Source organism: Paenibacillus taihuensis (genome assembly GCF_003386535.1).
GTDB lineage: Bacteria > Bacillota > Bacilli > Paenibacillales > Paenibacillaceae > Paenibacillus_Z > Paenibacillus_Z taihuensis.
This window is the reverse complement of record NZ_QTTN01000045.1, coordinates 17,255-43,476: the sequence shown is the minus strand read 5'-3', so window position 1 is coordinate 43,476 and position 26,222 is coordinate 17,255. Positions and strand designations below refer to the sequence as shown.

Genomic DNA, 26,222 nt, shown 5'->3' with positions numbered 1-26,222 from the left:
CAGTTGAAATCTCATGTGTAATTAAAGATATAATATATCTTTAATATATTTAATTCCGAAAGGATGATCAAGATGGCTATTCAACACGCGAAAGATTCTACTTTTAAAGAGATGGTGCAAACTGAAGGTATAACAGTAGTGAATTTTTGGGCTCCTTGGTGTGGTCCATGCAGAATGTTTGCACCTGTTTTAGAGGAGTTTGAAAGGGAAGCAAATGATTCCATTAAAGTAGTTAAAGTTAATGTAGACGAAAATCCGGTAACCTCTTCACAATTTCAAATTATGAGCATACCGGCAACCATTATATTCAAAGATGGAAAGCCCCTATATAAAGAATTAGGCATATTGCCGAAAGGTGCCCTGCAGCAGCTTGCTGCCTCCAAATAAATCAACACACAAAAGCCGACAGGTATCGCTTTAGCAAGTATAGCATCTGCTTTCTCCAAAAAAATAGTAGTGCGGCAAGTGAATGGTCTTGAAAAACGCTAGGAGGCACATATGTATAAAACAATCGTCATTGGAACAGGTCCTGCGGGACTGACCGCTGCTATTTATTTGGCACGGGCTAACTTAAATCCTTTGGTGATCGAAGGACCCGAACCGGGTGGTCAATTGACAACCACAACGGAAGTCGAAAATTTTCCAGGCTTTCCAGAGGGAATAATGGGGCCTGAATTGATGGACAATATGCGGATGCAGGCGAAACGCTTTGGCGCTGAATTTCGTACAGGACGGGTCGACAGTATTGACCTGAGGAAACAACCTTTCACGCTGTCAGTCGAAGGTACAGGTACTTTAGAAACGGAAACAGTGATCATTTCTACCGGTGCTTCCGCAAGGCTGCTCGGCATTACGAACGAGAAGGAAAACATCGGACGGGGCGTAAGTACATGCGCGACCTGTGATGGCTTTTTTTTCCGCGGCAAGAAGATTATCGTTGTGGGCGGCGGTGATTCTGCTATGGAGGAAGCGCACTTCTTAACTAAATTTGCAACAGAAGTTCGCTTAGTACATCGTCGGGACAAGCTACGCGCTTCGAAAATTATGCAGGACCGCGTACGCGGCAATGAAAAGATACTATGGAGCCTTAATCGCACTCCATTAGAGGTTATTGCAGGTGAAAGAGGCGTTACGGGCTTAAAGGTGAAAAATAATGAGAACAGTCAGGAAGAGATTATCGAAACTGACGCTATTTTTGTAGCGATTGGCCATACGCCGAATACAGGTTTTCTTAAGGGTCAAATTGATACCGATGAGTATGGCTACATTATTGTGAAGCCGGGATCTTCTGAGACGAATATTCCGGGTGTCTTTGCTTGCGGCGATGTTCAAGATCACAAATATCGTCAAGCGATTACAGCGGCGGGCAGTGGATGTATGGCTGCGTTAGATTGTGAGAAATTCCTTAATGAACACTTCACTTTTACTGGGTAACTTTTTAAGGGGGAGATCCTTTTGAGTTATGATTGTGCCATTATCGGCGGAGGCCCGGCAGGACTAAATGCGGCACTGGTACTTGGGCGGGCCAGGCGCAGTGTTGCGTTATTCGATAACAGTAAGCCCCGAAATGCGGTTACACACACCTCCCATGGATTTATTACAAGAGACGGTGTGACACCAGCCGAATTCAGGCGTATTGCTTATGAGGAGGTTCTGGGGTATCCTTCCGTAGAACTTTTACCTTGGGAAGTAACCGAGATTCACCGATCTGATAACAGGTTCGTCGTCGTAACATCAACCGGAAGAAAGCTTGAAGCACGCAAATTGCTGATCACCACGGGACTTCGGGAGGTTTTTCCGGACATTCCCGGTTTGCGTGAATGTTATGGAACAAGTTTGTTTAATTGTCCCTACTGCGATGGTTGGGAGTCACGGGATCAGCCTCTAATTGTTGTTTCCGAGCAATCTGGAGTGTTTCATATGGCCAAGTTGCTCTATACCTGGAGTAAAGATCTCGTGATTTGCACGAATGGGCATGCTGTTCTGAATGCCGAGCAGAAACAGTTGCTGAAATCCAGAAACATCGAAGTGGTTGAACAAGCAGTAGCGCAGTTTATCGGGCATGAGGGAAAATTGCGGCAGGTGGAATTTACGGATGGCACGCGGATCGAGAGAACGGGAGGATTCGTTACACCGGAATGGAAACCGAAGGCGTCTTTTCAGGGATCGCTCGGTTATGAGGTAAATGAGTTTGGCGGTATCGCCACGAATGAGTGGGGCAAAAGCACGGTTCCAGGTGTGTATGCTGCCGGGGATGCTGCTTACGTAATGCCCTCCCAGTTGATTTATGCTGCAGCAGACGGAAGCAAAGCAGCAGTTGGCATCAACATGGAACTGACAGAAGAAGATTTCGTTTAACTCTAAGTGGACATGTCCTTCTCTTTTGGAAAAAAGTTTCTTAGAGAGAAGGGCATTTTTTCAAAAGTCATAATTGTAATGGTTACATATTACAGAAGGGATGAGGAGGATTATGACGAACGATTTTTTAATGATGCCGTTTGAGAAAAGGCTTGGAAGAATGATCCAGATACAGCAGTTAGCAAAATGAAAAAAGCCAGAATTGATCCAGCACACACTTTTGACCATAGGGCAAAATCATTTAACGAGCAGGCGTTTAACGAAGAAGGCAGGCAAAGAACAAAACGGATAATGAATTGGCTGGAAGGACAGGGTGTGACATTTAAAGATACCTCCATATTAGACATTGGAGCAGCCTCAGGCGGATTTACAGTGCCGTTTGCGGAGAGAGGGGCCAGTGTTACTTCTGTGGAGCCTAGTCTTCCATTAGTTGAGCTGCTGAAAAGTAATATAACGGGATTAAAGAACGGAAATGTAGAGATTGTGGTTGAGCCTTTCGAAGACATTGATATTCAAGCAAAGGGGTGGAAAAAAGCATTTGATTTCGTATTTATCTCCATGTGCCCGGTTATTGTCAATTGGGAGAGTGTGGAGAAGGTACTGAGCTGCGCACGACAGTTTTGCTATATCAGCCTGTCTGTCGGCTCCAGGGAGCACAGTCTGGTAAAAGAGATTTGGCCTCTGGTCACTGATCAGCCCATGAAAACGGACCATTTGGAGATGGCTTATTTGCTCCATTTGCTGTATCTCAAAGGGTATTCCTATGAGTCGCTCGTAACCCGGGAAATGAAAACCACGGAGGTATCTAGAGAAACGGCGCTCCAGGAGGTTATGGAATGGCTGAGAATTTTCGGTTTGCCTGCGGATGACCAGAACAGGAAAACCGTAGCCGATTATTTGGAACGGACTTATCCGACGGACAAGGTGGTCATCCAGCAGGGTGGGCGTTTTGGCAAGGTGCTTATTCGATTGAAGGAACAGAACATGTACACCAGACAAAGTCTGTTGAACGGCGAGGCCATCTCGACGGGAAACGATAGTTGAAAATTGTAAATGGTAGTGCCCTCTTTCTCTGCGAGCTCCCCTTATTAACGCTAGTTTTATTTCGATAACAACATGGCAATGCGGCATTGGTACCGTTGCGCTGTTTTACAATAAACAGCCCAGGAAATGGGTTTACGTATGCTTCCCACGGATATCTGATCAGAGATGGGATTGAACCGGCCGAGTTTAGGCGTATTGCCTAAGAGGCACTGAAATACTCGTCGGTTTAGCATTGGCAGAACGAAATTACGGATATTCGCAAAAGGGAACCCAGATTTGAATATACACGAAGGCTCGCACGCTTATGCAAGTTCGGAAATTGATTTTGGCTCCGGATTGGAGGAGATTATCCCGGACATAGAGGGACTACACAACTTTTATGGAAAAGTCTGTTGAATTGTCCTTTTTGCGACGGATGGGAATTGAGGGATCAGCCTCTTATCGTTGTTTCGGTGGGCCCAAAGGTTTTTCATAAGTCAAGACTTCTCTACAACTGGAGCATGGATCTGGTTGTAAGCAGAACGGTCATGCCCCTTTGACCCTTGAACAAAAAAGATCGGCTGGCGTCAAAAGGAATGCGAGTGATTGAAACCCCCGTTGCAGCATTCTATGGCCGGGACGGCTTGTTGGAACGGGTACAATTTAATGATAGTACCCATGTGGATCGAAGCGGAGGATTCATTACGCCTAAATTGGTGCCCAAAGCCGTGTTTGTCAAGGAGTTGGGATGCAACACCATGGAACACGGGGGATAACTGCGAACGCTATGGGTAGAAGTACCGTTTCGGGACTATATGTGGCAGGAGATGCGGCATATTTGGGTCCTTCCCAATTAATTTATGCCGCAGCCTCTGGCAGTAAAGTGGCGGTGGCTGTCCTTATGGATCTGACGTAAGAGGATTTTTCCTGGGTAGGAATCCTCTTGGTGAGAGGAGGTAAGCAGAATTGGATGCCCAATTAGGAACGCATAGGTTTCATGTAACACTGGGCGTTCTGCTGCTGTTGGCCAAGCATGGAGGAACGTTGTCTAGCTCGGAAATGGCTAAAAATCTACATGTACATGCCGCTTATTTGAGAAAAATCATTTCCGGATTGCTGAAGAATGGGCTCATTGAAGCTAAGGAGGGCCGTGACGGAGGTTATAAACTTAAACTTCCGGCAACACATATCTCACTGGCAGATGCCTATGAAGCAGTTAGAAACGAGAAGAAAAGTCAAAACGAGATGGATAACGGATGGTTCAGTCTTGAACATGTTAAAACAGAGATCGATAAGTGTACAGTTACATGCCTAAAGAAATACAGGATCTCCGATGTCATGATCGGTTGTTGCACAAAGTGAGTATCAATTGATGAATTGGAGGAAGAAAGCGAATGACGATATGCCATACGAAGGATTCCTCATTTAAATCGGATTTGCAAAGCGAAGGCTTTACATTAGTAAATTTTTGGGCATCTTGGTGTGGGCCTTGCCGCTCGTTTGCACCCGATTCTCGAAGCATTTGATTTGGAAGTTAAATATGAGGCGAAGATTCTCAAAGTCAATGTGGATGAAAGTACAGAAACTGCTGCTCAGTTTGGCATTATGAGCATCCCGACAACCATTCTGTTTAAAAATGGCGCCCCGATCGACAAAGCTATCGGAGTTCTCTCCGTCGAGGGGTTGAAACAATTTATATTAAATAGTTATCGGATTGCTGCATGAGACATTGTTTTATGTCGAATCAACGTTATTATGGACTATTAAAGTCCTTTTTGCTCGACCAGGGCATCAGCGTGATCACGACAGTGAACGTCTACGAATTGGAGGAAGCCACCGAGCTCGCTCGTAAGCTGACCGGCATCGAGGTTCGGGATACCGTTCCGTCCGATACATTGGAAATGGCGGATGAAGTGCGCCTGATTGACGTCACGCCGGAGACGCTGCTTGAGCGTTTGTCGAATGGTCATCTGCAGCAGGACAATCCGAAGTTGTTTCAACGGGGGAACCTCGGCAAGCTGCGGGAATTGGCACTGCGTCTGGTGGCCGAAGGCGTCAACGATTCGCTCGAAAAGTATCGGGAGGAAGCCGGCCTGCTAGGACCTTCCGGCGCGACGGAGCGAATCCTGGTGTCTGCACAATATCACTGGAATGGCTCTATTTACGTACGCAGAGGCCAGCAGATCGCCAAGCGGCTGGGCGGAGAACTACTGGTTGTTACGTTCTTTAATCCGCAGAAGCCGTTGTCGAAGGAAGCGGCGACCTTCAAGCGTTCGCTTGTCCAAATGGTCGAGAAAGTAGAAGGGAAATTCGTCGAAATTCCCATCTCTTCCCGGCGATCGCTGCCCGCAAAGCTGGTCAAGTACGCGGTGGAGCATAATGTCACTCGAATCGTGATCGGGCATTCCAAGCAAAGCCGATGGCAGGAATGGCGGAAAGGCTCCGTCGTCAATGGACTTTTGAAGAAAATCAGCAATGTTGATCTTTTCTTTGTGGCCGATCGGGCGGAGCGCTAAGGCGAGCGTATCTTCAGGCACAATTGTAAGAGGACAAGCATTTGCCTAGCGGAGTTTTGGGTTTGAATAGGAGGATGAATTATTATGAGAACAAAATGGATAATTGGTTCTTTAATTCTAATTATTGCTGTCTTAGGAACAATCTTATGTTTTACAATAATGAAGACTGATACATCTGATCGAAAGAACGACACTATTCTATATCATTTCGATCTTAAGGATGTTAATAGATTAAATGAGTTGGTTGAACGTCATAATAATGGAAAGGGAGATTATCTTATGTTAATACCCCCCATTATAGATAGCGGTTACGTTATAAATGATGTGCACTCTGATGGAAAAGAAGTTACTTGGACATATATTTTCAACGCTATTTTTCATATGGAATACCAGATAATGATGTACCTGATTCTATAATTGAAGAGCTAATAACTCATGCGAATTCAGCTGGGGATGTAGCTACTGGAGCTTTTATTGATTTATGCGTAAATGATAAAAATATGGATAGTTTTATAATGAAGTTGCGTAGAAACGTAACCCGGTTATCTGATTTAGGCTCTGAAAAAATGACTTTGGAGTTTGCACAAAATGCTAGTAAGTTTCCTAATGAACAGATAATGTTTAGCTTTTTAAATACTTGGTCTCAATCAGCGATTCTGATTAACGAGTTACTTAGGAATATAAAAGACATTGAAAGAAAATTTGAGATTGCTAAAAAGATAATAGAAATAGCTGAACCAATAGATTATGCTGTTGAATGTTTGAAGTGGTTTGACAAAGTTTCGGTGGATTCAAAACCAAAGGAATTTGCCTTATTAGAGAACTCGTAGTCCACTTGGGGGGAGTACTTTATGCTAGAATTGTTGAATATTTTTCAAATCAAAGTTTAAATGATGTATTTAAGCATAACTTTCATATAATATTAAGTATATGGGCGAATTACGGAGATGCCGATTCAGCAAAAACATATGTACAAGAGAAGATCCAGCAGAATCCTCATTTAGTAATAAAGTACTTACTAGGGTTTCTAGGCTTGGCACAAAGTGCAGATGGTGTAATAAGGAAAGCTGAACTAGAAGAAAGAGAGTATTCAAACGCTACAAGATTCTGTGACCCAGAAATAATTTATAACGCTTTAAAAGAGACTTTTGGGGATCACATAGACGTGACTGAATATCCATATGATCGCGATATGCCAACAGAACTTAGTACTGCGCAGCAGTTCTGTTGGATATATAAAAGGTTTCAGGAGCAAGAGTCAGTGTGAACTTTCAATATCAAAAAACCGCACTTGGTTAGAGTGCGGTTTTTTAAAAGACATAGTGATCTAGCAGGTTCGTGCTTCTGCCCAAAAACAGCAGACTCAACGGACATTATCCCCGATGTGGCAATAGAAGTCCTCCGATAATACATTTTTTCGAAAAAACAGCATTATATTTGAGCATATACGAAAGGTGATGGAAATTGAGCAGCTTTGAGAACGATCATAATAAATTAGCTTTAATGGAGAAACTAGAGGAATTAAACAATAAAAAAGAGATTATACATGGTGAACTTGAAAGAATGTATGAAAGCACTGAGGAAGATCACGATTTAGACTATGAAGATTACAGTGGTCGTCCAGAAGTGCAATTGGATAGAGTGAACGCTGAGCTAGAGCGAACAACAAGTGCTTTAAGGAAGATTGAATTTGAAGAAGAAACGGAACGGAGAAAAAATGTTTCAAAGCAACTTCCTAAACACGATAGTTATATTTTACCTGATATTGGAACTATTACAGATACTTTATCTCGTCAACAATATGCATTATCGATAGCAGAATTAATTTCAAATAATGATTCACAACCACCCGTTACAATTGGCATATATGGAAGTTGGGGAGAAGGGAAATCTTCTTTTCTGAAATTAATTGAGGAAAAACTTAAAGCTATAAATAAAAGACTGATAGATACACCTGGACTAAAAGCAAAGTTGAGTACAACCCGGATAGTCAAATTTGATGCTTCTGAGTATAATGCGCAAGAAAAAATATGGTTTTCTTTTTTAAATCAAATGTATGCTGAGTATGAGAAGGATCAGGGTTGGAAAGGTGTTATGAAATACAAATGGACTATGTTTAAAGCGAGTATTAAAGAACAAAAACTGGTTGTTATTATTAATATAATAATATTATCAATCTTTATCTATTGGCTATTCTTTGTGAATAATGGCAAACCCTTAGTGGACGCTATTAAGAAGAACGACTTGCCAACCAATTTCGTTGGTGTATTCTCAACAATAATAGTTATTTATAATTTAATAATCCCAATGATAAAACAGTTTAAGTTAATATCGAAACCAATAACAGATAGAGTTAACCGTCACTTGAAACTACCTGATTATAAAAACAGACTTGGGAATAGAGAAATAATAAAGGAGGATTTAAACAAGCTAATTAGTATTTGGTCAAAAGAAAAAAATGAAAAAATAGTTGTTTTTATTGATGAATTAGATAGATGTGATAGTCAGACTATTATTGAGTTCTTTAATGCACTGCCATTAATAATACAAAATGAAAAAATAATTGTGGTGCTTTCAGTCAACTTTGAAACGATCTGTTTTGCAATTGCAGAAAAAAATAAATTTGTTTTTGAAGGTGAAATTACTACAAAAGATAAACTTGAATTTGGGGAATACTTTTTGCAGAAATACATCACAGTACCTTTCTATCTGCCCAATCCAACGGAATATAATAATTATATTAACTTTTTGTTGAAGGAGCAGTCAGCCTTTAGTGATGATGAGAAGAAAAACCTTGTTGAAATAATAAATGATATCATGCAGATTCAATACATAAATCCAAGGGACGTAAAAAAGGTAGTAAATCTCTTAATTCTATCAAAAGACAGAATTTATTTCTTAAATAAGCAAGATGAAAGTGAAGTTGCTTTAATGTTCGATGAATATCTTAGATGGTTTTTATTTCAACACTTTAATCCTAAATCAACAAAGATAATAATTGACTGTTTGAATAAGTGGATAAAAACTAATCCCCATAAAACAATGAAAGAAATCAAACCCTTGTTTGCTTCAAATCAAATAAGTTTTGATCCTAATGAATTGGCAGATTCTTTTTTTAAATTTTTGGATTCTATTCAAATTGAATATATTTTATACGCGAATAATATTTCTAGAAGTTTCAAAATAAAATATGAAAGTCGGTAAGTTAAAATATTGATAAACATTATGGTTATAATTAAGTATATGATTTGTTCTAATTTTTGCCGCACAAGCCTACGAGACCAGCTGATCAAATTTGGTTAGCTGGCTTTTTTATATTACGCTGAAGCTAAGCAACCCCAAATAAGTATCTCGTTAAAGCATTACACACGTATTCAATATCGTCACTTTAAACTGTGGTCGTATCTTCAGATCTCGACAAATCCCTTACAGCAGAACAAGAGAGTATTAGCGTATTAGAAAAAGCAAGGGAACAACAAACTAAGCGCAATTTTAATACGATAAAGGGCATGCTATATGCTTTTTCTAACAAATTCCTTTATTAAAAGCAATTTCCGTTTTATCATAGTATATGACTAATGGACTATAAAGCAGGTTAATTGGAGGGTTGGTTGTGAATAAAAAAGACCTCTCAGAACGTGACATATGCACGAAGTACATAAATCCAGCTCTTGTCCAGTCTGGATGGGATGTTCAAAGGCAAATTCGTGAAGAAGTTTCATTCACAGATGGGCGTATTATCGTTCGTAAGAAAATGGTTACTCGTGGTGAGAAGAAACGTGCAGATTATATCCTTTATTATAAAGCCAACATTCCAATTGCCATTATTGAAGCAAAAGACAATAAGCACAGTATTGGTGCAGGGATGCAGCAAGCTATCAATTACGGTGACATCTTGGATATTCCATTCGTTTACTCATCCAATGGCGATGGTTTCTTGGAGCATGATCGAACTGCAACAACTGGAACAGTTGAGCGTGAACTTACTTTATCGCAGTTTCCTTCACCAGAAGAACTGTGGCAGCGATATAAGATAGCCAAAGGTATTGATACTAAATCTGAGGAAACGATTGTTGAGGACTATTATTTTACCCAGGAATCAAAAAGCCCTCGTTATTATCAACGAATTGCTATTAACCGAACAGTTGAAGCAATTGCTAAAGGCCAAGACAGAATCCTTCTTGTAATGGCTACTGGAACAGGTAAGACATATACAGCATTTCAGATTATTTATCGTCTTTGGAAGGCAAAATCAAAGAAGCGAATACTTTTCCTCGCTGATCGGAACATCCTTGTCGATCAGACAATGACCAACGATTTCGCTCCATTTGGCGATAAGATGACAAAGATCAAAAATCGTAAGATTGATAAGGCGCATGAAATTTATCTTGCGCTGTATCAGGGCATATCTGGAAATGATGATTTCCAAAATGCTTACAAGGAGTTCTCCAGAGACTTCTTTGACCTAATCATCATTGATGAGTGTCACAGAGGCAGTGCAAAAGAGGATTCTGCTTGGAGAGAGATTCTGGATTACTTTTCTGCAGCCACTCATGTTGGTCTAACTGCAACGCCTAAGGAAACGAAGGAAGTTTCCAACTTGAGTTATTTTGGTGAGCCACTTTATACATATTCGCTAAAACAAGGCATCGAAGATGGATTCCTTGCTCCTTATAAAGTCGTTCGAGTTAATCTTGATAAAGATATTGATGGATTCCGACCAACCAAGGGGCAACGTGATAAGTATGGCCATGAGATTGCGGATCGAGAGTACAATATCAAGGATTATGACAAGAACATAATATTGGAGAAACGTACTCATGCTGTTGCAAAAATGGTTTCAGACTATTTGAAGGCTAATAAATCGCGTATGGCTAAAACGATTTTCTTTTGCGTGGACATTGACCATGCTGAACGAATGAGACAGGCACTCGTCAATGAGAATGCTGATATGGTTGCTAAAAACTCGAAATATGTAATGCGTATAACAGGTGATAACGAGGAAGGTAAAGCGGAGCTTGATAATTTCATTGATCCTAGAGAACCTTATCCTACTCTAGTGACAACAAGCAAACTCATGACAACTGGTGTTGATGCGAAAACATGCCAATACATCGTGTTGGATTCAAATATCAGCAGCATGATTGAGTTCAAACAGATTATTGGTCGAGGTACACGAATCCGAGAAGACTTTGGAAAGTTATATTTTACGATTATAGATTTCCGTAATGTAACCAAGCTGTTTGCTGACCCAGATTTCGATGGTGATCCAGTTATTATAATGACACCACCAGAAGGTGGTGGAATTCCTCCTGAAGATGAACCAGGTGATGGTGGAGATAACGAAGGTGAGCCAGGTGGTGAGACTCCAGGAGGTGGCTTTGGCATTCCACCTGGAGGTGGTGGAGGAGGAGAACCTCCTACCAAATATTACGTGCATAATGTCGAAGTGAAAGTGCTAAACCATCGCGTGTATTATTACGACAAAGATGGTAAACTGATTACCGAATCTTTGATCGACTATACGAAGAAGAATGTGAAGAATCAATATCAATCCATGAATGATTTTCTTACCAGATGGAATGATGCTGACAAGAAAAATGCCGTTTTAAAGGAACTAGAAGAGCAAGGCATATTACTCGATGAGCTTCAGGACGAAGTGGGTAAGGATTTAGACCCGTTTGACTTGATATGCCATGTAGCATTCGATATGCCGCCTCTGACACGCAGAGAACGCGCTGAGAACGTTAAGAAGCGCAATTATTTTGCAAAGTATAGCGAACAAGCCAGATTCGTTTTAGAGGCTTTGTTGGAGAAGTATGCGGATGAGGGAATTGCGAATATTGAGAGCATTGAAATATTAAAGATTCCTGAGTTTCAAACTTTTGGTTCTCCAATGGAAATTGTTAAACGATTCGGTGGTAAACCAGGATATATGGCTGCTATTAAAGAGTTAGAAAAAGTAATCTATTCAGCATAAGAAGCACTCTGGGAGGATAACTAAGGATGTCAGTTTCAGCAATAATTAAATCAGTACAAGATACAATGCGTAAAGATGCAGGTGTCGATGGAGATGCACAACGTATATCGCAATTGGTATGGATGGTGTTCTTGAAGGTATTTGATGCCAAGGAAGAAGAATGGGAATTAATGCGAGACGAGTATGTTGCGATTGTTCCAGAAGGTCTTCGCTGGCGTGATTGGGCAGCTAATGATGAGGGCATGACAGGTGATGCTCTTCTGGACTTCGTTAATAATAAACTGTTCAAAGATTTAAAAGAGATGGAATTGGACGAACACAGTGATCCAAAAGCTTTCATCGTAAAGGCTGTATTTGAAGATAGCTACAACTACATGAAATCTGGTACGCTGATGCGTCAGGTAATCAATAAGCTCAATGAGATCGACTTTACAACGCAGCAAGATCGCCATATGTTTAATGACATCTACGAAAACATATTAAAGGACTTGCAGAATGCAGGTAACGCCGGTGAATATTACACGCCTAGACCAGTAACACAGTTTGTTGTAGATATGGTTAATCCGCAACTTGGTGAGAAAGTGTTGGACTTCGCCTGTGGAACAGGTGGTTATTTGACCAGCACAATTGAACACCTTATCAATACAAATCAAATCAAGAATATTGAGGCTAATCAGGTACTGCAAGACACGATTACGGGAATTGAAAAGAAGCCTCTACCACATATGTTGGCCATGACCAATTTGATTCTACATGATATCGATGCACCTAAAATTAAGCATGACAACTCGTTGACGAAAAATGTACGTGAATATCGCCCCATAGATCAAGTTGATGTTATTGTAACGAATCCACCATTTGGTGGAATCGAAGAAGATGGCGTTGAAATTAATTTCCCTGAAAAGTTCAGAACTAGAGAGACTGCTGACTTGTTCATGGTTTTACTGATGTACTTACTCAAAGATGGTGGTCGTGCAGGAATTGTACTGCCAGATGGTTTCTTATTTGGCGAAGGCGTAAAGGCTGCGATTAAAGAAAAGTTGCTTGAAGAGTTCAATTTGCATACGATTGTCCGTTTGCCTAGTGGTGTTTTTGCACCTTATACAGGAATTAATACAAACTTGTTGTTCTTTGAGAAAGGGAGACCTACTAAAGAAATTTGGTATTTCGAACATCCTTTGCCTGAAGGGTATAAAAATTATTCTAAAACAAAACCGATACGATTAGAAGAATTTGAAGTGGAGAAGCTCTGGTGGAATAATCGTGTTGAAAACGAATCGGCTTGGCGAGTAAATATTGAAGATATTAAAAGAGCGAATTACAACTTGGATTTGAAGAATCCTTCTAGAGAGACCGAAAGTGAATCCAAATCTTTAAGCGAAATAATAGTAAGTTTAAAATCCTCTCAAGCTAAAATTATTAAGATACTGCATGAGATGGAAGAGGAATTGAAATTATGATAAATGTTAAAGTTGGACAAATATTAAGTAGGGTAAAAGAGCCATTAGTAATTAAAGATGATTGTGAGTATAGAAGATTAACAATCAGGATGTACCATAATGGAGTTTACACAAGAGATATTGAAAAGGGTATAAATATTGGAACAAAGAATCAGTTTATTGCAAGAAGAGGGCAATTTATCATGTCTCGGATTGATGCTAGAAACGGCGCTTTCGGTATCATACCTGAAACAATAGATGTTGCTGCTATAACAAACGATTTCTTAAGTTTTGAAGTGAATAAAGAATATGTGAACATGGAGTTTTTCAAGCTATATTCACAAACTGATTATTTCATGCAACTATGCCTAAGAGGGAGTATTGGAACAACTAACAGAAAGCGTCTTAAAGAAGAGGTGTTTCTGAATTTTGATCTAAATTTACCAGATATACACATTCAAGAAAGAGTTGTACAGCAATATAATAAATTCAATAAACTTAATGAAACTCTCGAGATAGAAATAAGAAATCAGAGTGATCTACTATCGCAATTTCTATATAGTAAATATACAGAAATAACGAGTGATGTAGATAATAAACCAATGAAAGAAATTGCACCAATCATTAGAAGACCAGTTGAAGTTGAAGATGACGAATTATATCCCGAATTAGGTATAAGGAGCTTTGGGAAAGGAACTTTCCATAAACCAGCCTTGACAGGGGTGGAAATTGGAAATAAAAAACTTTATCAAATACACGCAGGAGATGTTGTTTTTAGTAACGTTTTCGCATGGGAAGGTGCAATTGCTGTTGCCTCTATTGAAGATGATGGAAGAGTTGGGTCACACAGGTTTATTTCTTGTCGTCCTGATTTAAAACAAGTAAATCCTTACTTCCTGTTTTATCATTTTATTAATAAAAAGGGACTTGAGGATATTAATCGTGCTTCCCCAGGTGGAGCTGGAAGAAATAAAACATTAGGCTTAACTAAGCTTGAGAATATTTTCGTTCCGATACCTGATATAGAAGAACAAAATAAGTTTGTGTTACTTCTAAAAAAAGTAAATGAAATAAGTAATAATTTAAATGAACCTAGAAATATTTCGAAAATAATAGCTGCAAGTCTCTTGAGTTCAATCTTAATATAAGCTGTTGTGATTCAACAGGCATTCCTGTATGGGAGGTTAACCTCTTGGAGCAGGGATGTCTTTTTTTTGTCTATTTCTTGCTACTGAACTATGGGAAATACTGTATAATGGGTCTTAGCATTTGAAAAAAAGAGTTCGTGGGGGAGCAAAAATGAAAATTGTAATTCACTGTTATAAACCTTTCCTGAAAAAGGAAATTTATGTTGATGCTTTAATGTTTTACCCATCATCTAAAACATTTTCATTAATGGCAGGTGGATATGATATAGGTGACTCGAAAAAATGGAACGTAGAAAAATTCTTATTTTGCAATGGTATACATGTGTGGTTTCCAACAGTAACTGAAGTAGAAGAATTTGCATTATGGTTAGAAGAGATGAATAAAGAAGTGCAGGAAAGCTATACAAAGATGAGAGATTAAATAGATTCTTGTTCAAAATAAGCAGCTACACCGAAAAAAGCTTGGGATGACGGGTTGATCGTAAGACACGATGAAAAGCATATTTTTACAGTTTATGGGTGCTGAGGTGATTTAAGAAAAAAGTTTAAAAACGAGTAAGGAGAAGTACTGGATCACGAGCCTCGATATGTATCTAGATATGGCCTAGTCAGCTACGGAGGTATTGGAAGATACATCGAGAAAATCCTAGAAGGTGAAACTCCATCCTACGTATTGAATGCGTTCCGGGCAGTGGCCAAGCAAATCGTTACAGGAGAAAGTAAGGACTGTTTGAGCCGGTACTAACTTGCAATGTTAAATTTCAGTGCTACACGAAGGATAGTAAACTGCGTCATCCAATATTTGAATCATTTGTACTTTGAGGATAGTGAGAGACAGTCCTGTAAGAATGATCCATCATTCCATCCAGAGCTGTCTTTTATTTTTCGAATACCTTAGCGATATACTGACCGAACTTCTTCGATAATTCAGCTTTTACAAGGCTCCTGAGCATCTCAAATACTCCGCGGTACCCCTTGTTCATGTACTCGTATTTAAACGCTGATTTTTCGCGGACCTCAGAAGCGTCGACTTTCCACAGCTTAATATCTGCCGTTCGTAGTTGGTTCCGCGTGTACACGAGATCGGCATGGATCATGTCTTGGAGTTTGAGGAGCGCTGCCAGGTATAGAGACTTCATAGGTGTTGTCGAAGTCTCCAAGTCCTTTCGTTGCTTTTCCACCATATCCAGCATGAGCGGCAGCAGGCAGCACTCTTTGATCATCACAAGTTCTTCTGGCGTTGAGATCACACATATCACCTCTGTGGTAGTATATGCGAACATTTGTTCTTTATCAACTAGTAAACGAAATAAAGGTGTATACTTAATCAATATCCAAAGTGCTCCAATCATTCAAGAGACGCAATTTAACGCAATGACAACAAAAAAATCCGAAGCGGGTTAGTGCTTCGAATTTTTATTTGTTTATCGGGTTCTTTGGAGCTCATATAATGCAATTCATCGGATTACCAACGAGAAACAGAACAATGCCCAATAGCTTGCTTATACATAAGCCTTATCAAATTTTACCCGTTTTCCGATTAGTCGTAGCTACATGATTGTATACTCTTGTCACATTTAAATCCGATTGGCCTAATTGTTCTTGCAACTTTTCTAGATTATTGTTCTCTTGATGGAACATAGTAGCAAAGGATTGTCTGAGCTTCTGGTGATTTAACTCAGGCATTCCGAATAATTCTACATACCGTTCTAACATTTTTTGCGCAGCTCTGATAGTTAATCGGCCAACCATACCATGTGGACCAGTTGGCTGCGAGAGGAAAACGGCTTGGATTTCGCCATTAACAAAATAACGGGATTGGCGAGTATCTAGATAAGATTTTAAATCATGTTGAGCAACTCTGCTAATGATTACGGCTTCTTTTTTACCTTTCCTCACAATAGAAACTGATGCTGAATTCAAGTCAACATCGACAAGGTCTAGTGAAAGGGCTTCAGAGATTCTCAATCCAGATCCAAGAACAAGGCTAATTATCGCTAAGTCTCGTTCCTTATTTTTTTGATAAGCATTAAAAATTCGCTTATTAGAACTGCATAAATCACCATATTTCTCAGTGATAAACAGTCGAAATTCTGCGATATCTTCATTCAAAAGTATATAGTCCTCAATGAGCGATGCCCTTTTCTCAGCTGAGACGTAGTTCGGTTCACTGTGGACTTTAACCATAACGTTACGTTTAAGGCAAGGAAAGCCTGATTCGTCTTCTAGAGAATGACTAAGAAAACCGAATAGGGACTTCAAAGCCGCTACCTTTCGTGCAATAGAATTCTTTGTATTTCCTTTTTCATTAGAAAGGGTTGTTGTATAACTCTCTATGTCTAAAGTATTTAGCTTTTCCAATACTTCAACAGGAATATTTTCTCTTGCACCGTGATAAAAGCATTTGGCAATGAGCCAATCAAAAAATGAGATGTAATCATAAACATAGTTCAGAAGTGTATTGGGAGATTTTTTGTACCTATTTCCTTCAAGAAATTCTTGTACGTACCATGGTAGTAATCTCATTTTACATTCAATTCTCGTAGTGAGGTCATTTCTTATGTGATTATGCATATCAAACCTCCAGTCAGCAAAAATGTTTATATAGAAGATCCAGGTGGATAACTAAATTGTGTACATCAGAAATAACTTCCATACATTTGTGCTCTTTTGATGATAAATCATGCGTGAATAGAATAAACGGTGAAGCGAATACGAGAGAGGTAGTATTATTCGGATGCGAGCAATATTTTGTCCTTATTGGTATCATGGAATAGTTTTATTAAATATTGGCTAATCCTTCGTTATGAAGGAATTGAAGAATATGTGCAATTTAATGCATTTCCTTGTAAGTGGGAAGTACAAGAGATTACTTACTCTGGACAAGCAAATGGAAATTCTCAAATTAAAAATTCGTCAATATCAAGAATTAGTTGGTGAACGCAGAATCGAGTGGCTCGAACACTCTGTCGTTGGAAAGTTCGTAAACTTTAGGAAGTACGATCATGATGAAGTCGGCTTAAAGGAATTTTTAGACGACCGAGGATTATTACCTGTTACGAGTACTTTACGATGGAAGGATCTAACGGAAGAAGAACAGCATATCCTTGAACCAAAAAATGCGTTCGGCAGACACATATTGAAGTTTGTACCAAATCGTGATAATTGGGCCTCGAAAGATGAATTGGATGAATATAAGCTAAGAACAAAAGAACAAAAAGTCATTAATTTAGTCGGGGAATGGAAAGAGAAAAAAAATGAATATACAATCCTACTTAAAACATGGAGCTGGATCTGTCTAAACTCATCACAGATACTCGCTTCTCGAGACAGATTTATTGATTTCGGTACCGTGAGTCTTAAGCTATCTGATCCAGTAATCGATGTTACGCAAGCGTTTATAAAACTAGGACGAGAGAGATTTAAATCGGTTTGTAAGCCAGATGAAGAATTAACAATCGAGCAAGGGCTGCAAGGATATTACTCATTAAAGGATGTAAGAAATTATCGGAGAATGATTGGAATACAATCGAGGTATTATTTAATGAATATGAATGAAGAAACACGCATGCGGAATATGTTAGAGAACAAACAGAGGAGATATTCAATCATAGCACAACAAATAAACCACCATCATCCATAATCGGAGAAGGTGGTTTATTGATCTTGACTCCAGCTATAAATCAAGCCATTTAGTTTCCGTAGGTCATTCACTTTCATAATAGCAAGATTCTGAAATAATGAATTAAGAATTTTATCCTTCTCGTTTTGCTCAGGTCTGATGAACTTACCAAATAGAAATAAATCAAAGAAGGAAACCCCTAGTGCTGCCGCAATTTTTTCTAGATTAACTACCGTAACATTCTTTTCAGCTCGTTCTATTTTACCAATATAAGAGAAGTGTACACCAGCCATCTCACCTAATTGCTCTTGAGATAACCCTCGTTGTTTTCGAAGATCTCTAATCCTCCGGCCGATGATCTCTAGCACATTATTATCCATTACTTACACCTCAAATATAGATTACTCAAAGGCTTAATGCGATAACATGCACATTCAGGTCTCAATTTCCTATTTTGAGACCTGTAGGTATTATTCCTTCGATTTCTGTTCATAATGATGGATGAGGTGATTCTATGAACGATCAAACTAACTTCGAACTTGGTCTCGCAACTGTTACAAGTAATGGATTGCATTTTAACGGATTAGTCTATACATGTGCCACCATGGTAAAGAAGAAGTGGTTCGAATATGCAACGGTAGAAGGGGGGTGGAAGGTCATCATTTTGTACGATCCCCGTAACCTCTCTAATATACTGATTTTCGAGATTGACTCCATCGATTTAGCCAGTTCAGTTCATCTGCCCGAAGAGACTGAGGAAACTCATCAATACCAAAGTGCAATTAGGGTCTTGAAGGAGCAACTTCGAAGAGCTAAGCGTAATAAATGAGCTTAAGAGTCTCTCATATTGTTTGGAAGAATTGTATGAATTGAAACATCAAGCACAAAACAGATTTCATAAATTGCATACATTGAAATATTCTGCTGTCCGTTTTCTACTAATGAGATTGATGGTCTAGAGAGACTTACTCGCTCACTGAGGTCTTCCTGGGTGAAGCCTTTCCTTCTCCGCGCTTCTTTTATGCGTCTCCCGATTTCGGTATATAACCTTGTTTCATTTCTCCAATCAACATGGTCAAATTCTGCTTTAACTGCTCTTTTAGCCATCACTAACTTCTCCTCTACAAATCTATTTCTTTCTACTAGTTTTCCCAAAAAAATAAATTCTAGAACTCTAGTACTAAATAAATAGGAATGGTGAGGAATTGAATATTCAATTGAACGTTCAACTCATTCTCATATATATATCACTTAATTGATTAATATACCACTATGAGTCCGTTGAATTAGGCGAGCAGCAGATCGAAGGAAATGTGTAGGTTATGAACATGCGTTCACAGTGAGAATGTCTAGATAGAAATTGATGGATTGTTGGCTTGGATTGAGTATTCTTTTACCTCAGAAGCCTGTTAGATCAGCATTTTTATAAGCTTTGTATTGAATAGCAACATTTTGGTTATACATATCATGGAAGTGAATTATAGGAGATGGATCAAATGAAACGTCCCAATAAAGCTACTGCTCGCTCTGAAATGTTTGTTCCAAGTATATTCGTTACCAGAATCGTCCGGGGTTCAATGAAATCTGGCAAGCTCCCTTATATACAGTTTGAGGGGTTGAGTATAGGAGCATCGAGCTCTCTAGATCATGGCGTTTGGTAAATGTTGAAATGACACTGCAAATCAATACTGAGGATCTAAGGACAATAGCGGCATTCTTACCAGATGGGAGTTGGTTTGGTCATTTAACTGCTAATGGAAGATGGGCTGCGACTCCACATTCACTTCAAATCAGGAAAGCTTTCAACCGTTTTCACAAGCCTCTCCTTGACCAAGTGCATGAGTACTTTAAATCCATTGATCAAAAACAGCTGAGAAAATAAGCAGAGCAGCGGGAAGTAAAACATCATGTTCAAAATGAATGTGATACAGAGAACATCAAATATGCTTGGAGGGTTACTATGAAACCAATTATTATGCCAAGAAGCTCGAAATACGGAAATAACTATTGGAACTCACTTGGTCCAAAAGTGGATCGGGATGTAACGCTATATAGTGACTTAGAATTTGACAACTTCGTTCGAGTTGAAACGAGTTGGGAAGTTGAAACCTATTGCGAGCAATATCCCGAGATTCCATATTTATTAGATGGTGAATTGCATACAACTATTTTCGATATGCTGATTAAATATCGAGATGGAAGGGTAGTTTACCGCGAGGTCAAGTATGAGTCTGAATTACTTTCCGATGATCCGCGTAACTACAGAACAGTTCGTCAAATTGAAGCGCAGCGCCAATACTGCTTAGAGAATGGAATCATTTACGAAATCATGACGGACAGATCTCTAAGAAGTAGCTACAAAGGTTTAGAAAATCGTCTGAAAATATTATCCTTTGTAAAAAACAATCCAGTACCCAGTGTAGCATCCCATCTAATAAAGTTCGTCAGACATGACAAATTGTCTCTCCAAGCATTATCAGAGATAACTTCTACTCCATATCCAATAATATTGGAGGCATGTTTCTGGCTATTTTATCGTGGTGAAGTGCTTCTTAACATTGACGAATCAATACTCTGCAAGGAGACCGAGGTGTGGCTACGTGAGTAGATCGAAAATTATTGATAAAGGAGACCTTACTCTCGCTCAGCTTAACCGAGATTTATGGCTACAAGTGGATACAAATCTGCTCACTGCAGAAGCCAAGGCTGTTTATTTGAAACGTAAGGAAGCAATAGACCATTATGTCGAAAATGAAAAAAGTCAGGCAGAGATCTACAATTTAACCGGCGTGGACCGCAAGAATTTGATTCGTCTATATACAAGGTGTATATCGTATGATCCGTATGGTGTCCCTTGGGGTTACAGAGGACTGATTCCGAACAAAAAGTTAAAGCCATATGAACTAAATCCGCGCTCACGAAAGTTTAATGAATCTAGAAAAACGGGTGAGTTTGCTTTACTACTGGAGAAGCATCCAAAAATAAGTGATGAAATCGAAAACTTATTCTTTGGTAGGAAGAAACTTTCGGAACCCGTAATGCGGCCAAAATACATTCATAAAAAGTTTGTAGACAAGTGTAAGGAGTTGGAAATTCCGCGAAGTGAATACCCGTTTAACACTGAACATTTGGGCTACAGAGCCTTATGTCGTCACTTAGAGAATTTAAGAGATAAACATTTCGGTAAAGCGTCTTCTCGTTATGGCCATGATGCTGAACAAAAAGCGAAGAACTCAGGAATAGGTCAACAAAATTATCCTCGAACCATTACACCATATCAAGATGTGGAATTTGATGGCCACAGATTTGATGGAATATGGGTTATTACCATTAAAACGTTGGAGGGTGACGATGCTGTACTTACATTGGATAGACTTTGGGTCCTAAGCTTTATTGATCGTGCGACTGATAACATTATCGGGAGACCACACATCTCTCTCAACAAAGAATATAACGCAACTGATGTAATGATCGCCGCGAAGAAGGCAGTAATGCCCGTTCAAAAAATGAATCTGACTATTCACGGACTTTCATACCAACCAACAGGAGGTTATCCATCAGAGCGCTTTAAAGACATTGAGTGGGCAGTGTGGGATGTTATACATTTTGATAATGCAAAATCACATCTTGCTGAAATGGTTCGGGAAAGACTTCGGAACTTAATTGGATGTGCAACTTGTCTAGGTGCCGTTGATAAACCAATGCGACGTCCTCATATTGAGCGATTCCATCAGACACTGACCTCGAGCAGCATGCAACGGATGGTTAATACAACCGGCAGCCATCCAGAGGATCCCCGACGGAAAGAACCAGAAAAAATGGCTATGCGCTACGAGATGACCTTCGAACATCTTGAAGAAATTCTCGATGTTGTTGTTGCCAACTATAATGGTACTCCACACGGTTCATTGTTTTATAACTCGCCACTTGAAGCCTTAGAACAAAGACTTAATAAAGGGATGATTCCTAGATTGTTAAGCGAAACTAAACGGTCAGAGTTTGTATTCACACAAGTCGAGCAGCCAAGAACAGTACGTGGAAGTCATAAATCAGGCAAGAGACCGTACATCGAGTACATGGGTGTTGAATATCGAAACGATCTACTGGCGAATTCAGCCCATTTGCTTAACACGAAATTGTCATTACATGTTAATGTGGATGATCTTCGTACGATTAGAGCGTATCTTCCAGATGGAAGCGAGTTTGGATTACTTGTTGCTGCAGGAAAGTGGTGCCTAACTCCTCATTCATTGCAAATGAGGAAAGCAATAAACATATTGAAAAGAAAAAAATTAATTCACTTCACGCAATGGGATGACCCCATCTTTGTTTACCACGAGTATTTGTTGACACAAGCAAAGACCAAGAAGAAAAGGGTAGCTAACCATATTGCGAAAACAAAACAGGTTATGAAGAAAAGGGAAGAGGAGAAGAACTCAGATCTCGACGAATCTCTTGCAGCAGAACAAGCGAGTATTAGCGCATTAGAAAAAGCAAGGGAGCAACAAGCTAAGCTTCAAACTGCGAAAGCTAATACTCCGACTTCCCATCGTCGATTTAAAACAATAACTCGCTGGTAGGTGAAAATGCTGAATGATAATTAGGCCAATGATTCCAGTAGGCACACATCCAATTGAACAAGGGCAATATATTTTGCCCACTCTTCAAATTAATCGACTAATGGATAAGCTTGTCCAAGTTATCTCTGACGGCGCTCCAGGATTAATGGTTTATGGTCGACCAAGGCTAGGGAAGACGAAAGCTACTACATTTGCTGTAAACTACCTACCGGAATTGCTGAATACACCTATTCCTGTCTTTGTTGCGGACAGTAAAAGCTATAAAGTACCTTCGGCAGAAAAGTTTTATCGAGACATGCTCACTGACTTTGAATTTAGTTTTGAAGGGAAGAAGGACGAGTTAATTCTTCGGAATCAGATTGTAAACATATTGCATGAAAGCGCGGAACATGCTCCTGGCCGAAGAGTTGTGGTTATCATGGACGAAGGTCAAAAGCTTACGGAGTGGCAGTATGATTGTTTAATCGATATATACAATCAACTGATCCGAAGAAAAATACGTATGATTACAATAACCATTGGCCAGGAACAGTTGGTGAACCGTAGATCCTTCTTTCTTGCTAACTCAAAATCACATATTGTCGGGAGATTTATGCCGTCAGAATATAAGTTTCGTGGTGTAACAGATATAGAGGAAATGGAGTACGTATTACAGAGCTACGACGAAGCAGAATATCCATTAGAGAGTGGATGGTACTACACCAGGTTCTATTTTCCGAACACGTTTGATTCTGGAGGGAGACTTGCCCATTTTTCCAGTAAATTGTTTAATCTCTTTCTTGATGTGAGGGAAGAGTTTGGGCTCTCGGGTAGTAAAATTGAAATACCCATGGAATATGTTGCTTTCACAGTTGAAAATGCATTAAAGATAAATGGTGCCAATGGAGGGTGTTGTGAATGGCTTTCTATGGAGCAGTGGAGAGAAGCCATTGAACGCTCCGGGTATATTGAATCCGAAATCTACATGGCTGTCGCTAAACCGGTGATATAGGATGATTATTTGGAACAGTGAATGGATTAATCTATTGGAAACACCGTGGTCAATATTTGAAAAAGTATGTTTTGCTAATCTGGTGACACGGAAAGAAGTGCTGCGCTTATTCGGCTCTGTAGAGGTGAAAAAGATAAGAGGCACAACCATCGGAGACAGCAGGAGGGAACTTTTCCGATTAAGTGGTTTTGATCCAGTTTCACTGGAACAAAATCTTTATGTGGATATCATAAGGCAAAACGAGATAGCGATAACAAAATTGTTAATGCCCATTGGATACTATAATGATCATGAAGAAACTTGGTTTCCTAAATCATTACGCTGGTGTAGGCAATGCATGAGTGTTGGGTATCATAGTTGGCTACACCAGTTTTCACTTATTAAACGCTGCCCCATACATATGACTGAACTGATCACGCAGTGCCCAACATGTAATAAAAGTATTCCTTTCTTAATTAGTGATACGAGTCTGGGAAACCCTTTTACGTGCAAATGTGGAAATAAACTGGCGGACTTTGCTGGATCTCAATGGTCTACCTGGAAATACACATTTCAGATTACGGATGAATGTGTTAAAGATTGGATTGAACGGGGAGATAAGAAATGGGGAATCAACGATCGTTTACTCTTTAATCCTAATTCTGCAGAAATAAGTACTTTCTACAGAGAGTGCAGATTCACATCTCAAGTTCATCAGCACAAAACTTCAAGACAGAATTCGGACATACAACTAACCAAAGAGCTGTACGAAGAAAATAAGCAATGTTTTAAATCAATTGACAAGTATATAAGAAATAAGTTGTTATGTAAGCATCATAATTGCATAAGAGTGCTGCAAGAATTGCGTAAGTTAAAAAAAGGGGAGTTTCCACCTATTTGCCCATACGCTTATGCGTATATTTTTTGGAGGCAGTCAATACTCAATGCTCAGCATTTTTATATCACATCGAAGAAGGATCATCAATTTCCAGCAAGCAAATCTGGAAGTAGAAACTTCGTTACACAGCTTATTGAAGAAACGCTTGTGGACCTAAGAGATAGGTTATCGGCTCAAATTAACTTGGAGGTGAGTGATACCCCTGGATTAACACGTATGGTTTTAAACCGTTACACTATAGAATTTTGCTTGAATTACTTCCACCAGTGGCTGTCGATAGCAAAGGAAAGTGCCGCAGCTATACGAGTCCCATCATGGACTGAGATAAATAAAATGATGGAGCTTAGTCAACCGATGATTGTCTTTAGACATAGCTATGAGATTAGATTTATACAAGAAGTAGAAGTAGCGATGTCACATGAGACAAATCAACGAATATTCAACAAAGACATGAAATGTATATCCAGTACTAAACGATTCCGAAAAGAATATCGTCAAATGCGTACATTTACGCCAATGGGCATGGCCATGAAGGTTTATGAAAATCCATCAACCGAAAATAAACAATTATCTGAATACGTGAATCGATATGTGTCTAGGCTTAGAATATAGTCGATATTCGATAGTAAAAAAACCATCGCTTATACTGCGATGGTTTTTCTTGTGAATCTGAATCTGATGAATGATAAACGTGGCAGCTAGCCCGAGCCCGATAATGAGGTAAAGTTCTTGTCATTTATGACATCAAGTTCTTGTCAACCGACAAAAACTTATTTATATAAAAAGGGGTTTAATCTACAAATAGACATATGTATAAAATACGGGTTTTGTGAAAAAGTAGTGTATAAGACTTTCTAACAATCTTTAAATCTGTTGTTTTGTTTATTTTTACTTTTATTGCTCAATTTAAAATCCTAACTCACAGCTTCGTTAGAATCCCTATAATTTAGATCCCTATAATTTAGATCCTTATAATTCAGATCCTTAGAATTTAGATCCTGATAACCTGATACTTAGTTCAGTTCAGCCCAAACGATCTTGAATATCTAACAACTCAGGATCTTTTCATATTTTTGCTTTTGAGTTACATAATTAATATTATGTTAACCAAATGTTCATTTCCTCATTCAATCATTCAATCACTCATCATCCTCATAAGCACGAATAATTCGAGACGTTCCAATCACATGACTTGACACATCCAGCGCTTGCACCTGAAAATACGGACCTTCAGCCGGCACATCAATAACCGTCTCGAATCCTTTACGTGGAACGCCACTAGCGACGACATTCATATTTTCTGGCGAATCGCCTGCTCGCACTTGCCATGAAAGCGTTTCCGTAGTTATATATGGCGACACAAAAATATAACCTGGCGCTGTGCCTGGCTTGTGCAAATTAATCGTCACCTTCATCGGATGCAAGTTAGGCGCCGATTGAAAATTCCATGCTTCAGGTTTACTTATCTTCGTTGTTGTCTTATTTCTTCCGCTATTATTCTTCTTCCTCATGATCAGCTTCATCTCCGTTAGATGACGTCTCACAGAAATATATGGAGCCCCACCTGTCTTCATGTCACGGCAACACTACACTTGCGTGAGTTGTGCTACTCTATCGGATTTACATATTCTTAACATTGCGAAGCGAAACTTTCCCAACTCCTTAGGCGTTTAACCGTCTGGAGGTGA

Annotated in this window: 23 protein-coding genes and 2 pseudogenes; 20 read left to right on the top strand and 5 right to left on the bottom strand. The window is 39.4% G+C overall.

The window, feature by feature from the left end; all coding sequences use genetic code 11:
• Positions 1-72: 72 nt before the first annotated feature.
• The 14 genes and pseudogenes from trxA (A8990_RS26525) to A8990_RS26455 all read left to right on the top strand — a co-directional run bounded on the left by trxA (A8990_RS26525) (position 73) and on the right by A8990_RS26455 (position 14,885).
• A complete protein-coding gene (gene trxA, locus A8990_RS26525; RefSeq protein ID WP_116192051.1) occupies positions 73-387 on the top strand; it encodes a thioredoxin in 315 nt (104 codons plus the stop codon).
• 111 nt (positions 388-498) lie between these two features.
• Positions 499-1,434, top strand: a complete 936-nt coding sequence (trxB, locus tag A8990_RS26520; protein WP_116192050.1) for a thioredoxin-disulfide reductase — start codon at positions 499-501, stop codon at positions 1,432-1,434.
• A 21-nt stretch (positions 1,435-1,455) separates the two neighbouring features.
• Positions 1,456-2,358, top strand: coding sequence for an NAD(P)/FAD-dependent oxidoreductase (locus tag A8990_RS26515; protein ID WP_116192049.1), 903 nt, complete (start codon positions 1,456-1,458; stop codon positions 2,356-2,358).
• 186 nt (positions 2,359-2,544) lie between these two features.
• Positions 2,545-3,402 (top strand): methyltransferase domain-containing protein, encoded by an 858-nt coding sequence (locus A8990_RS26510; RefSeq protein WP_425463933.1) that lies wholly within the window; start codon positions 2,545-2,547, stop codon positions 3,400-3,402.
• A 945-nt stretch (positions 3,403-4,347) separates the two neighbouring features.
• A complete protein-coding gene (locus tag A8990_RS26505) occupies positions 4,348-4,743 on the top strand; it encodes an Rrf2 family transcriptional regulator (protein WP_116192048.1) in 396 nt (131 codons plus the stop codon).
• A 32-nt stretch (positions 4,744-4,775) separates the two neighbouring features.
• Positions 4,776-5,106: pseudogene (gene trxA, locus A8990_RS26500) on the top strand (thioredoxin).
• Between the two features lie 47 nt (positions 5,107-5,153).
• A pseudogene (locus A8990_RS26495) lies at positions 5,154-5,894 on the top strand (histidine kinase); the annotation flags it as partial.
• Positions 5,895-6,247: 353 nt separating this feature from the next.
• A complete protein-coding gene (locus A8990_RS26485; RefSeq protein WP_147306876.1) occupies positions 6,248-6,727 on the top strand; it encodes a hypothetical protein in 480 nt (159 codons plus the stop codon).
• A 5-nt stretch (positions 6,728-6,732) separates the two neighbouring features.
• Positions 6,733-7,164: a hypothetical protein gene (locus A8990_RS26480; RefSeq protein ID WP_116192044.1), complete on the top strand. Its 432-nt coding sequence runs from the start codon at positions 6,733-6,735 to the stop codon at positions 7,162-7,164.
• Between the two features lie 197 nt (positions 7,165-7,361).
• Positions 7,362-9,101 carry a KAP family P-loop NTPase fold protein gene (locus A8990_RS26475; RefSeq protein ID WP_116192043.1) on the top strand — a complete coding sequence of 580 codons (1,740 nt, stop codon included), beginning with the start codon at positions 7,362-7,364 and terminating at the stop codon, positions 9,099-9,101.
• Between the two features lie 409 nt (positions 9,102-9,510).
• Positions 9,511-11,877, top strand: a complete 2,367-nt coding sequence (gene hsdR / locus A8990_RS26470) for an EcoAI/FtnUII family type I restriction enzme subunit R (RefSeq protein WP_116192042.1) — start codon at positions 9,511-9,513, stop codon at positions 11,875-11,877.
• A 26-nt stretch (positions 11,878-11,903) separates the two neighbouring features.
• A complete protein-coding gene (locus A8990_RS26465) occupies positions 11,904-13,337 on the top strand; it encodes a type I restriction-modification system subunit M (protein WP_116192041.1) in 1,434 nt (477 codons plus the stop codon).
• Positions 13,334-14,464 (top strand): restriction endonuclease subunit S, encoded by a 1,131-nt coding sequence (locus A8990_RS26460; RefSeq protein ID WP_116192040.1) that lies wholly within the window; start codon positions 13,334-13,336, stop codon positions 14,462-14,464. Before A8990_RS26465 ends, A8990_RS26460 begins: the two co-directional genes overlap by 4 nt.
• Positions 14,465-14,615: 151 nt before the next feature.
• A complete protein-coding gene (locus tag A8990_RS26455) occupies positions 14,616-14,885 on the top strand; it encodes a hypothetical protein (RefSeq protein ID WP_116192039.1) in 270 nt (89 codons plus the stop codon).
• A 457-nt stretch (positions 14,886-15,342) separates the two neighbouring features.
• Here A8990_RS26455 and A8990_RS26450 read toward each other — a convergent pair whose 3' ends face one another.
• Both A8990_RS26450 and xerS read right to left on the bottom strand, forming a co-directional pair.
• The gene (locus A8990_RS26450) at positions 15,343-15,795 is read right to left on the bottom strand and encodes a YhjD family protein (protein WP_116192038.1); all 453 of its coding nucleotides are present in this window, start codon (positions 15,793-15,795) and stop codon (positions 15,343-15,345) included.
• 187 nt (positions 15,796-15,982) lie between these two features.
• Positions 15,983-17,038, bottom strand: a complete 1,056-nt coding sequence (gene xerS / locus A8990_RS26445) for a tyrosine recombinase XerS (RefSeq protein WP_116192037.1) — start codon at positions 17,036-17,038, stop codon at positions 15,983-15,985.
• Positions 17,039-17,288: 250 nt separating this feature from the next.
• Here xerS and A8990_RS26440 point away from each other — a divergent pair, with 250 nt between their 5' ends.
• Complete coding sequence (locus A8990_RS26440; protein ID WP_116192036.1) at positions 17,289-18,107, top strand: hypothetical protein; 819 nt, start codon at positions 17,289-17,291, stop codon at positions 18,105-18,107.
• Between the two features lie 14 nt (positions 18,108-18,121).
• On the opposite strand, the gene A8990_RS26435 is transcribed toward A8990_RS26440, so the two are convergent.
• Positions 18,122-18,466 carry a helix-turn-helix domain-containing protein gene (locus A8990_RS26435; RefSeq protein WP_116192035.1) on the bottom strand — a complete coding sequence of 115 codons (345 nt, stop codon included), beginning with the start codon at positions 18,464-18,466 and terminating at the stop codon, positions 18,122-18,124.
• Between the two features lie 134 nt (positions 18,467-18,600).
• Between A8990_RS26435 and A8990_RS26430 the strand changes: the two genes are divergently transcribed.
• Complete coding sequence (locus A8990_RS26430; protein ID WP_116192034.1) at positions 18,601-18,915, top strand: Mu transposase C-terminal domain-containing protein; 315 nt, start codon at positions 18,601-18,603, stop codon at positions 18,913-18,915.
• Between the two features lie 2 nt (positions 18,916-18,917).
• Here A8990_RS26430 and A8990_RS26425 read toward each other — a convergent pair whose 3' ends face one another.
• Positions 18,918-19,193 carry a helix-turn-helix domain-containing protein gene (locus tag A8990_RS26425; protein ID WP_116192033.1) on the bottom strand — a complete coding sequence of 92 codons (276 nt, stop codon included), beginning with the start codon at positions 19,191-19,193 and terminating at the stop codon, positions 18,918-18,920.
• Positions 19,194-20,046: 853 nt separating this feature from the next.
• Between A8990_RS26425 and A8990_RS26420 the strand changes: the two genes are divergently transcribed.
• Genes A8990_RS26420 through A8990_RS26405 form a run of 4 tightly spaced genes read left to right on the top strand, consistent with a single transcriptional unit; the run spans position 20,047 to position 25,146 of the window.
• Positions 20,047-20,694 (top strand): TnsA endonuclease N-terminal domain-containing protein, encoded by a 648-nt coding sequence (locus A8990_RS26420; RefSeq protein ID WP_116192032.1) that lies wholly within the window; start codon positions 20,047-20,049, stop codon positions 20,692-20,694.
• Positions 20,687-22,666 (top strand): hypothetical protein, encoded by a 1,980-nt coding sequence (locus tag A8990_RS26415; protein WP_116192031.1) that lies wholly within the window; start codon positions 20,687-20,689, stop codon positions 22,664-22,666. The genes A8990_RS26420 and A8990_RS26415 overlap by 8 nt, the downstream gene beginning before the upstream one ends.
• Before the next feature lie 13 nt (positions 22,667-22,679).
• Positions 22,680-23,657, top strand: a complete 978-nt coding sequence (locus A8990_RS26410; protein ID WP_116192030.1) for an ATP-binding protein — start codon at positions 22,680-22,682, stop codon at positions 23,655-23,657.
• Between the two features lies 1 nt (position 23,658).
• Complete coding sequence (locus tag A8990_RS26405; RefSeq protein WP_116192029.1) at positions 23,659-25,146, top strand: TniQ family protein; 1,488 nt, start codon at positions 23,659-23,661, stop codon at positions 25,144-25,146.
• Between the two features lie 527 nt (positions 25,147-25,673).
• Here A8990_RS26405 and A8990_RS26400 read toward each other — a convergent pair.
• The gene (locus A8990_RS26400; RefSeq protein ID WP_147306875.1) at positions 25,674-26,045 is read right to left on the bottom strand and encodes a hypothetical protein; all 372 of its coding nucleotides are present in this window, start codon (positions 26,043-26,045) and stop codon (positions 25,674-25,676) included.
• Positions 26,046-26,222 lie beyond the last annotated feature (177 nt).

Bases quoted from the DNA above. Each gene is read 5' to 3' on its own strand.
- trxA (WP_116192051.1), top strand. From the start codon at position 73: ATGGCTATTCAACACGCGAAAGATTCTACTTTTAAAGAGATGGTGCAA.
- trxB (WP_116192050.1), top strand. From the start codon at position 499: ATGTATAAAACAATCGTCATTGGAACAGGTCCTGCGGGACTGACCGCT.
- A8990_RS26510 (WP_425463933.1), top strand. From the start codon at position 2,545: ATGAAAAAAGCCAGAATTGATCCAGCACACACTTTTGACCATAGGGCA.
- A8990_RS26465 (WP_116192041.1), top strand. From the start codon at position 11,904: ATGTCAGTTTCAGCAATAATTAAATCAGTACAAGATACAATGCGTAAA.
- A8990_RS26460 (WP_116192040.1), top strand. From the start codon at position 13,334: ATGATAAATGTTAAAGTTGGACAAATATTAAGTAGGGTAAAAGAGCCA.
- A8990_RS26455 (WP_116192039.1), top strand. From the start codon at position 14,616: ATGAAAATTGTAATTCACTGTTATAAACCTTTCCTGAAAAAGGAAATT.
- xerS (WP_116192037.1), bottom strand. From the start codon at position 17,038: ATGCATAATCACATAAGAAATGACCTCACTACGAGAATTGAATGTAAA.
- A8990_RS26440 (WP_116192036.1), top strand. From the start codon at position 17,289: ATGTGCAATTTAATGCATTTCCTTGTAAGTGGGAAGTACAAGAGATTA.
- A8990_RS26435 (WP_116192035.1), bottom strand. From the start codon at position 18,466: ATGGATAATAATGTGCTAGAGATCATCGGCCGGAGGATTAGAGATCTT.
- A8990_RS26430 (WP_116192034.1), top strand. From the start codon at position 18,601: ATGAACGATCAAACTAACTTCGAACTTGGTCTCGCAACTGTTACAAGT.
- A8990_RS26425 (WP_116192033.1), bottom strand. From the start codon at position 19,193: ATGGCTAAAAGAGCAGTTAAAGCAGAATTTGACCATGTTGATTGGAGA.
- A8990_RS26420 (WP_116192032.1), top strand. From the start codon at position 20,047: ATGAAACCAATTATTATGCCAAGAAGCTCGAAATACGGAAATAACTAT.
- A8990_RS26410 (WP_116192030.1), top strand. From the start codon at position 22,680: ATGATAATTAGGCCAATGATTCCAGTAGGCACACATCCAATTGAACAA.
- A8990_RS26405 (WP_116192029.1), top strand. From the start codon at position 23,659: ATGATTATTTGGAACAGTGAATGGATTAATCTATTGGAAACACCGTGG.
- A8990_RS26400 (WP_147306875.1), bottom strand. From the start codon at position 26,045: ATGAGGAAGAAGAATAATAGCGGAAGAAATAAGACAACAACGAAGATA.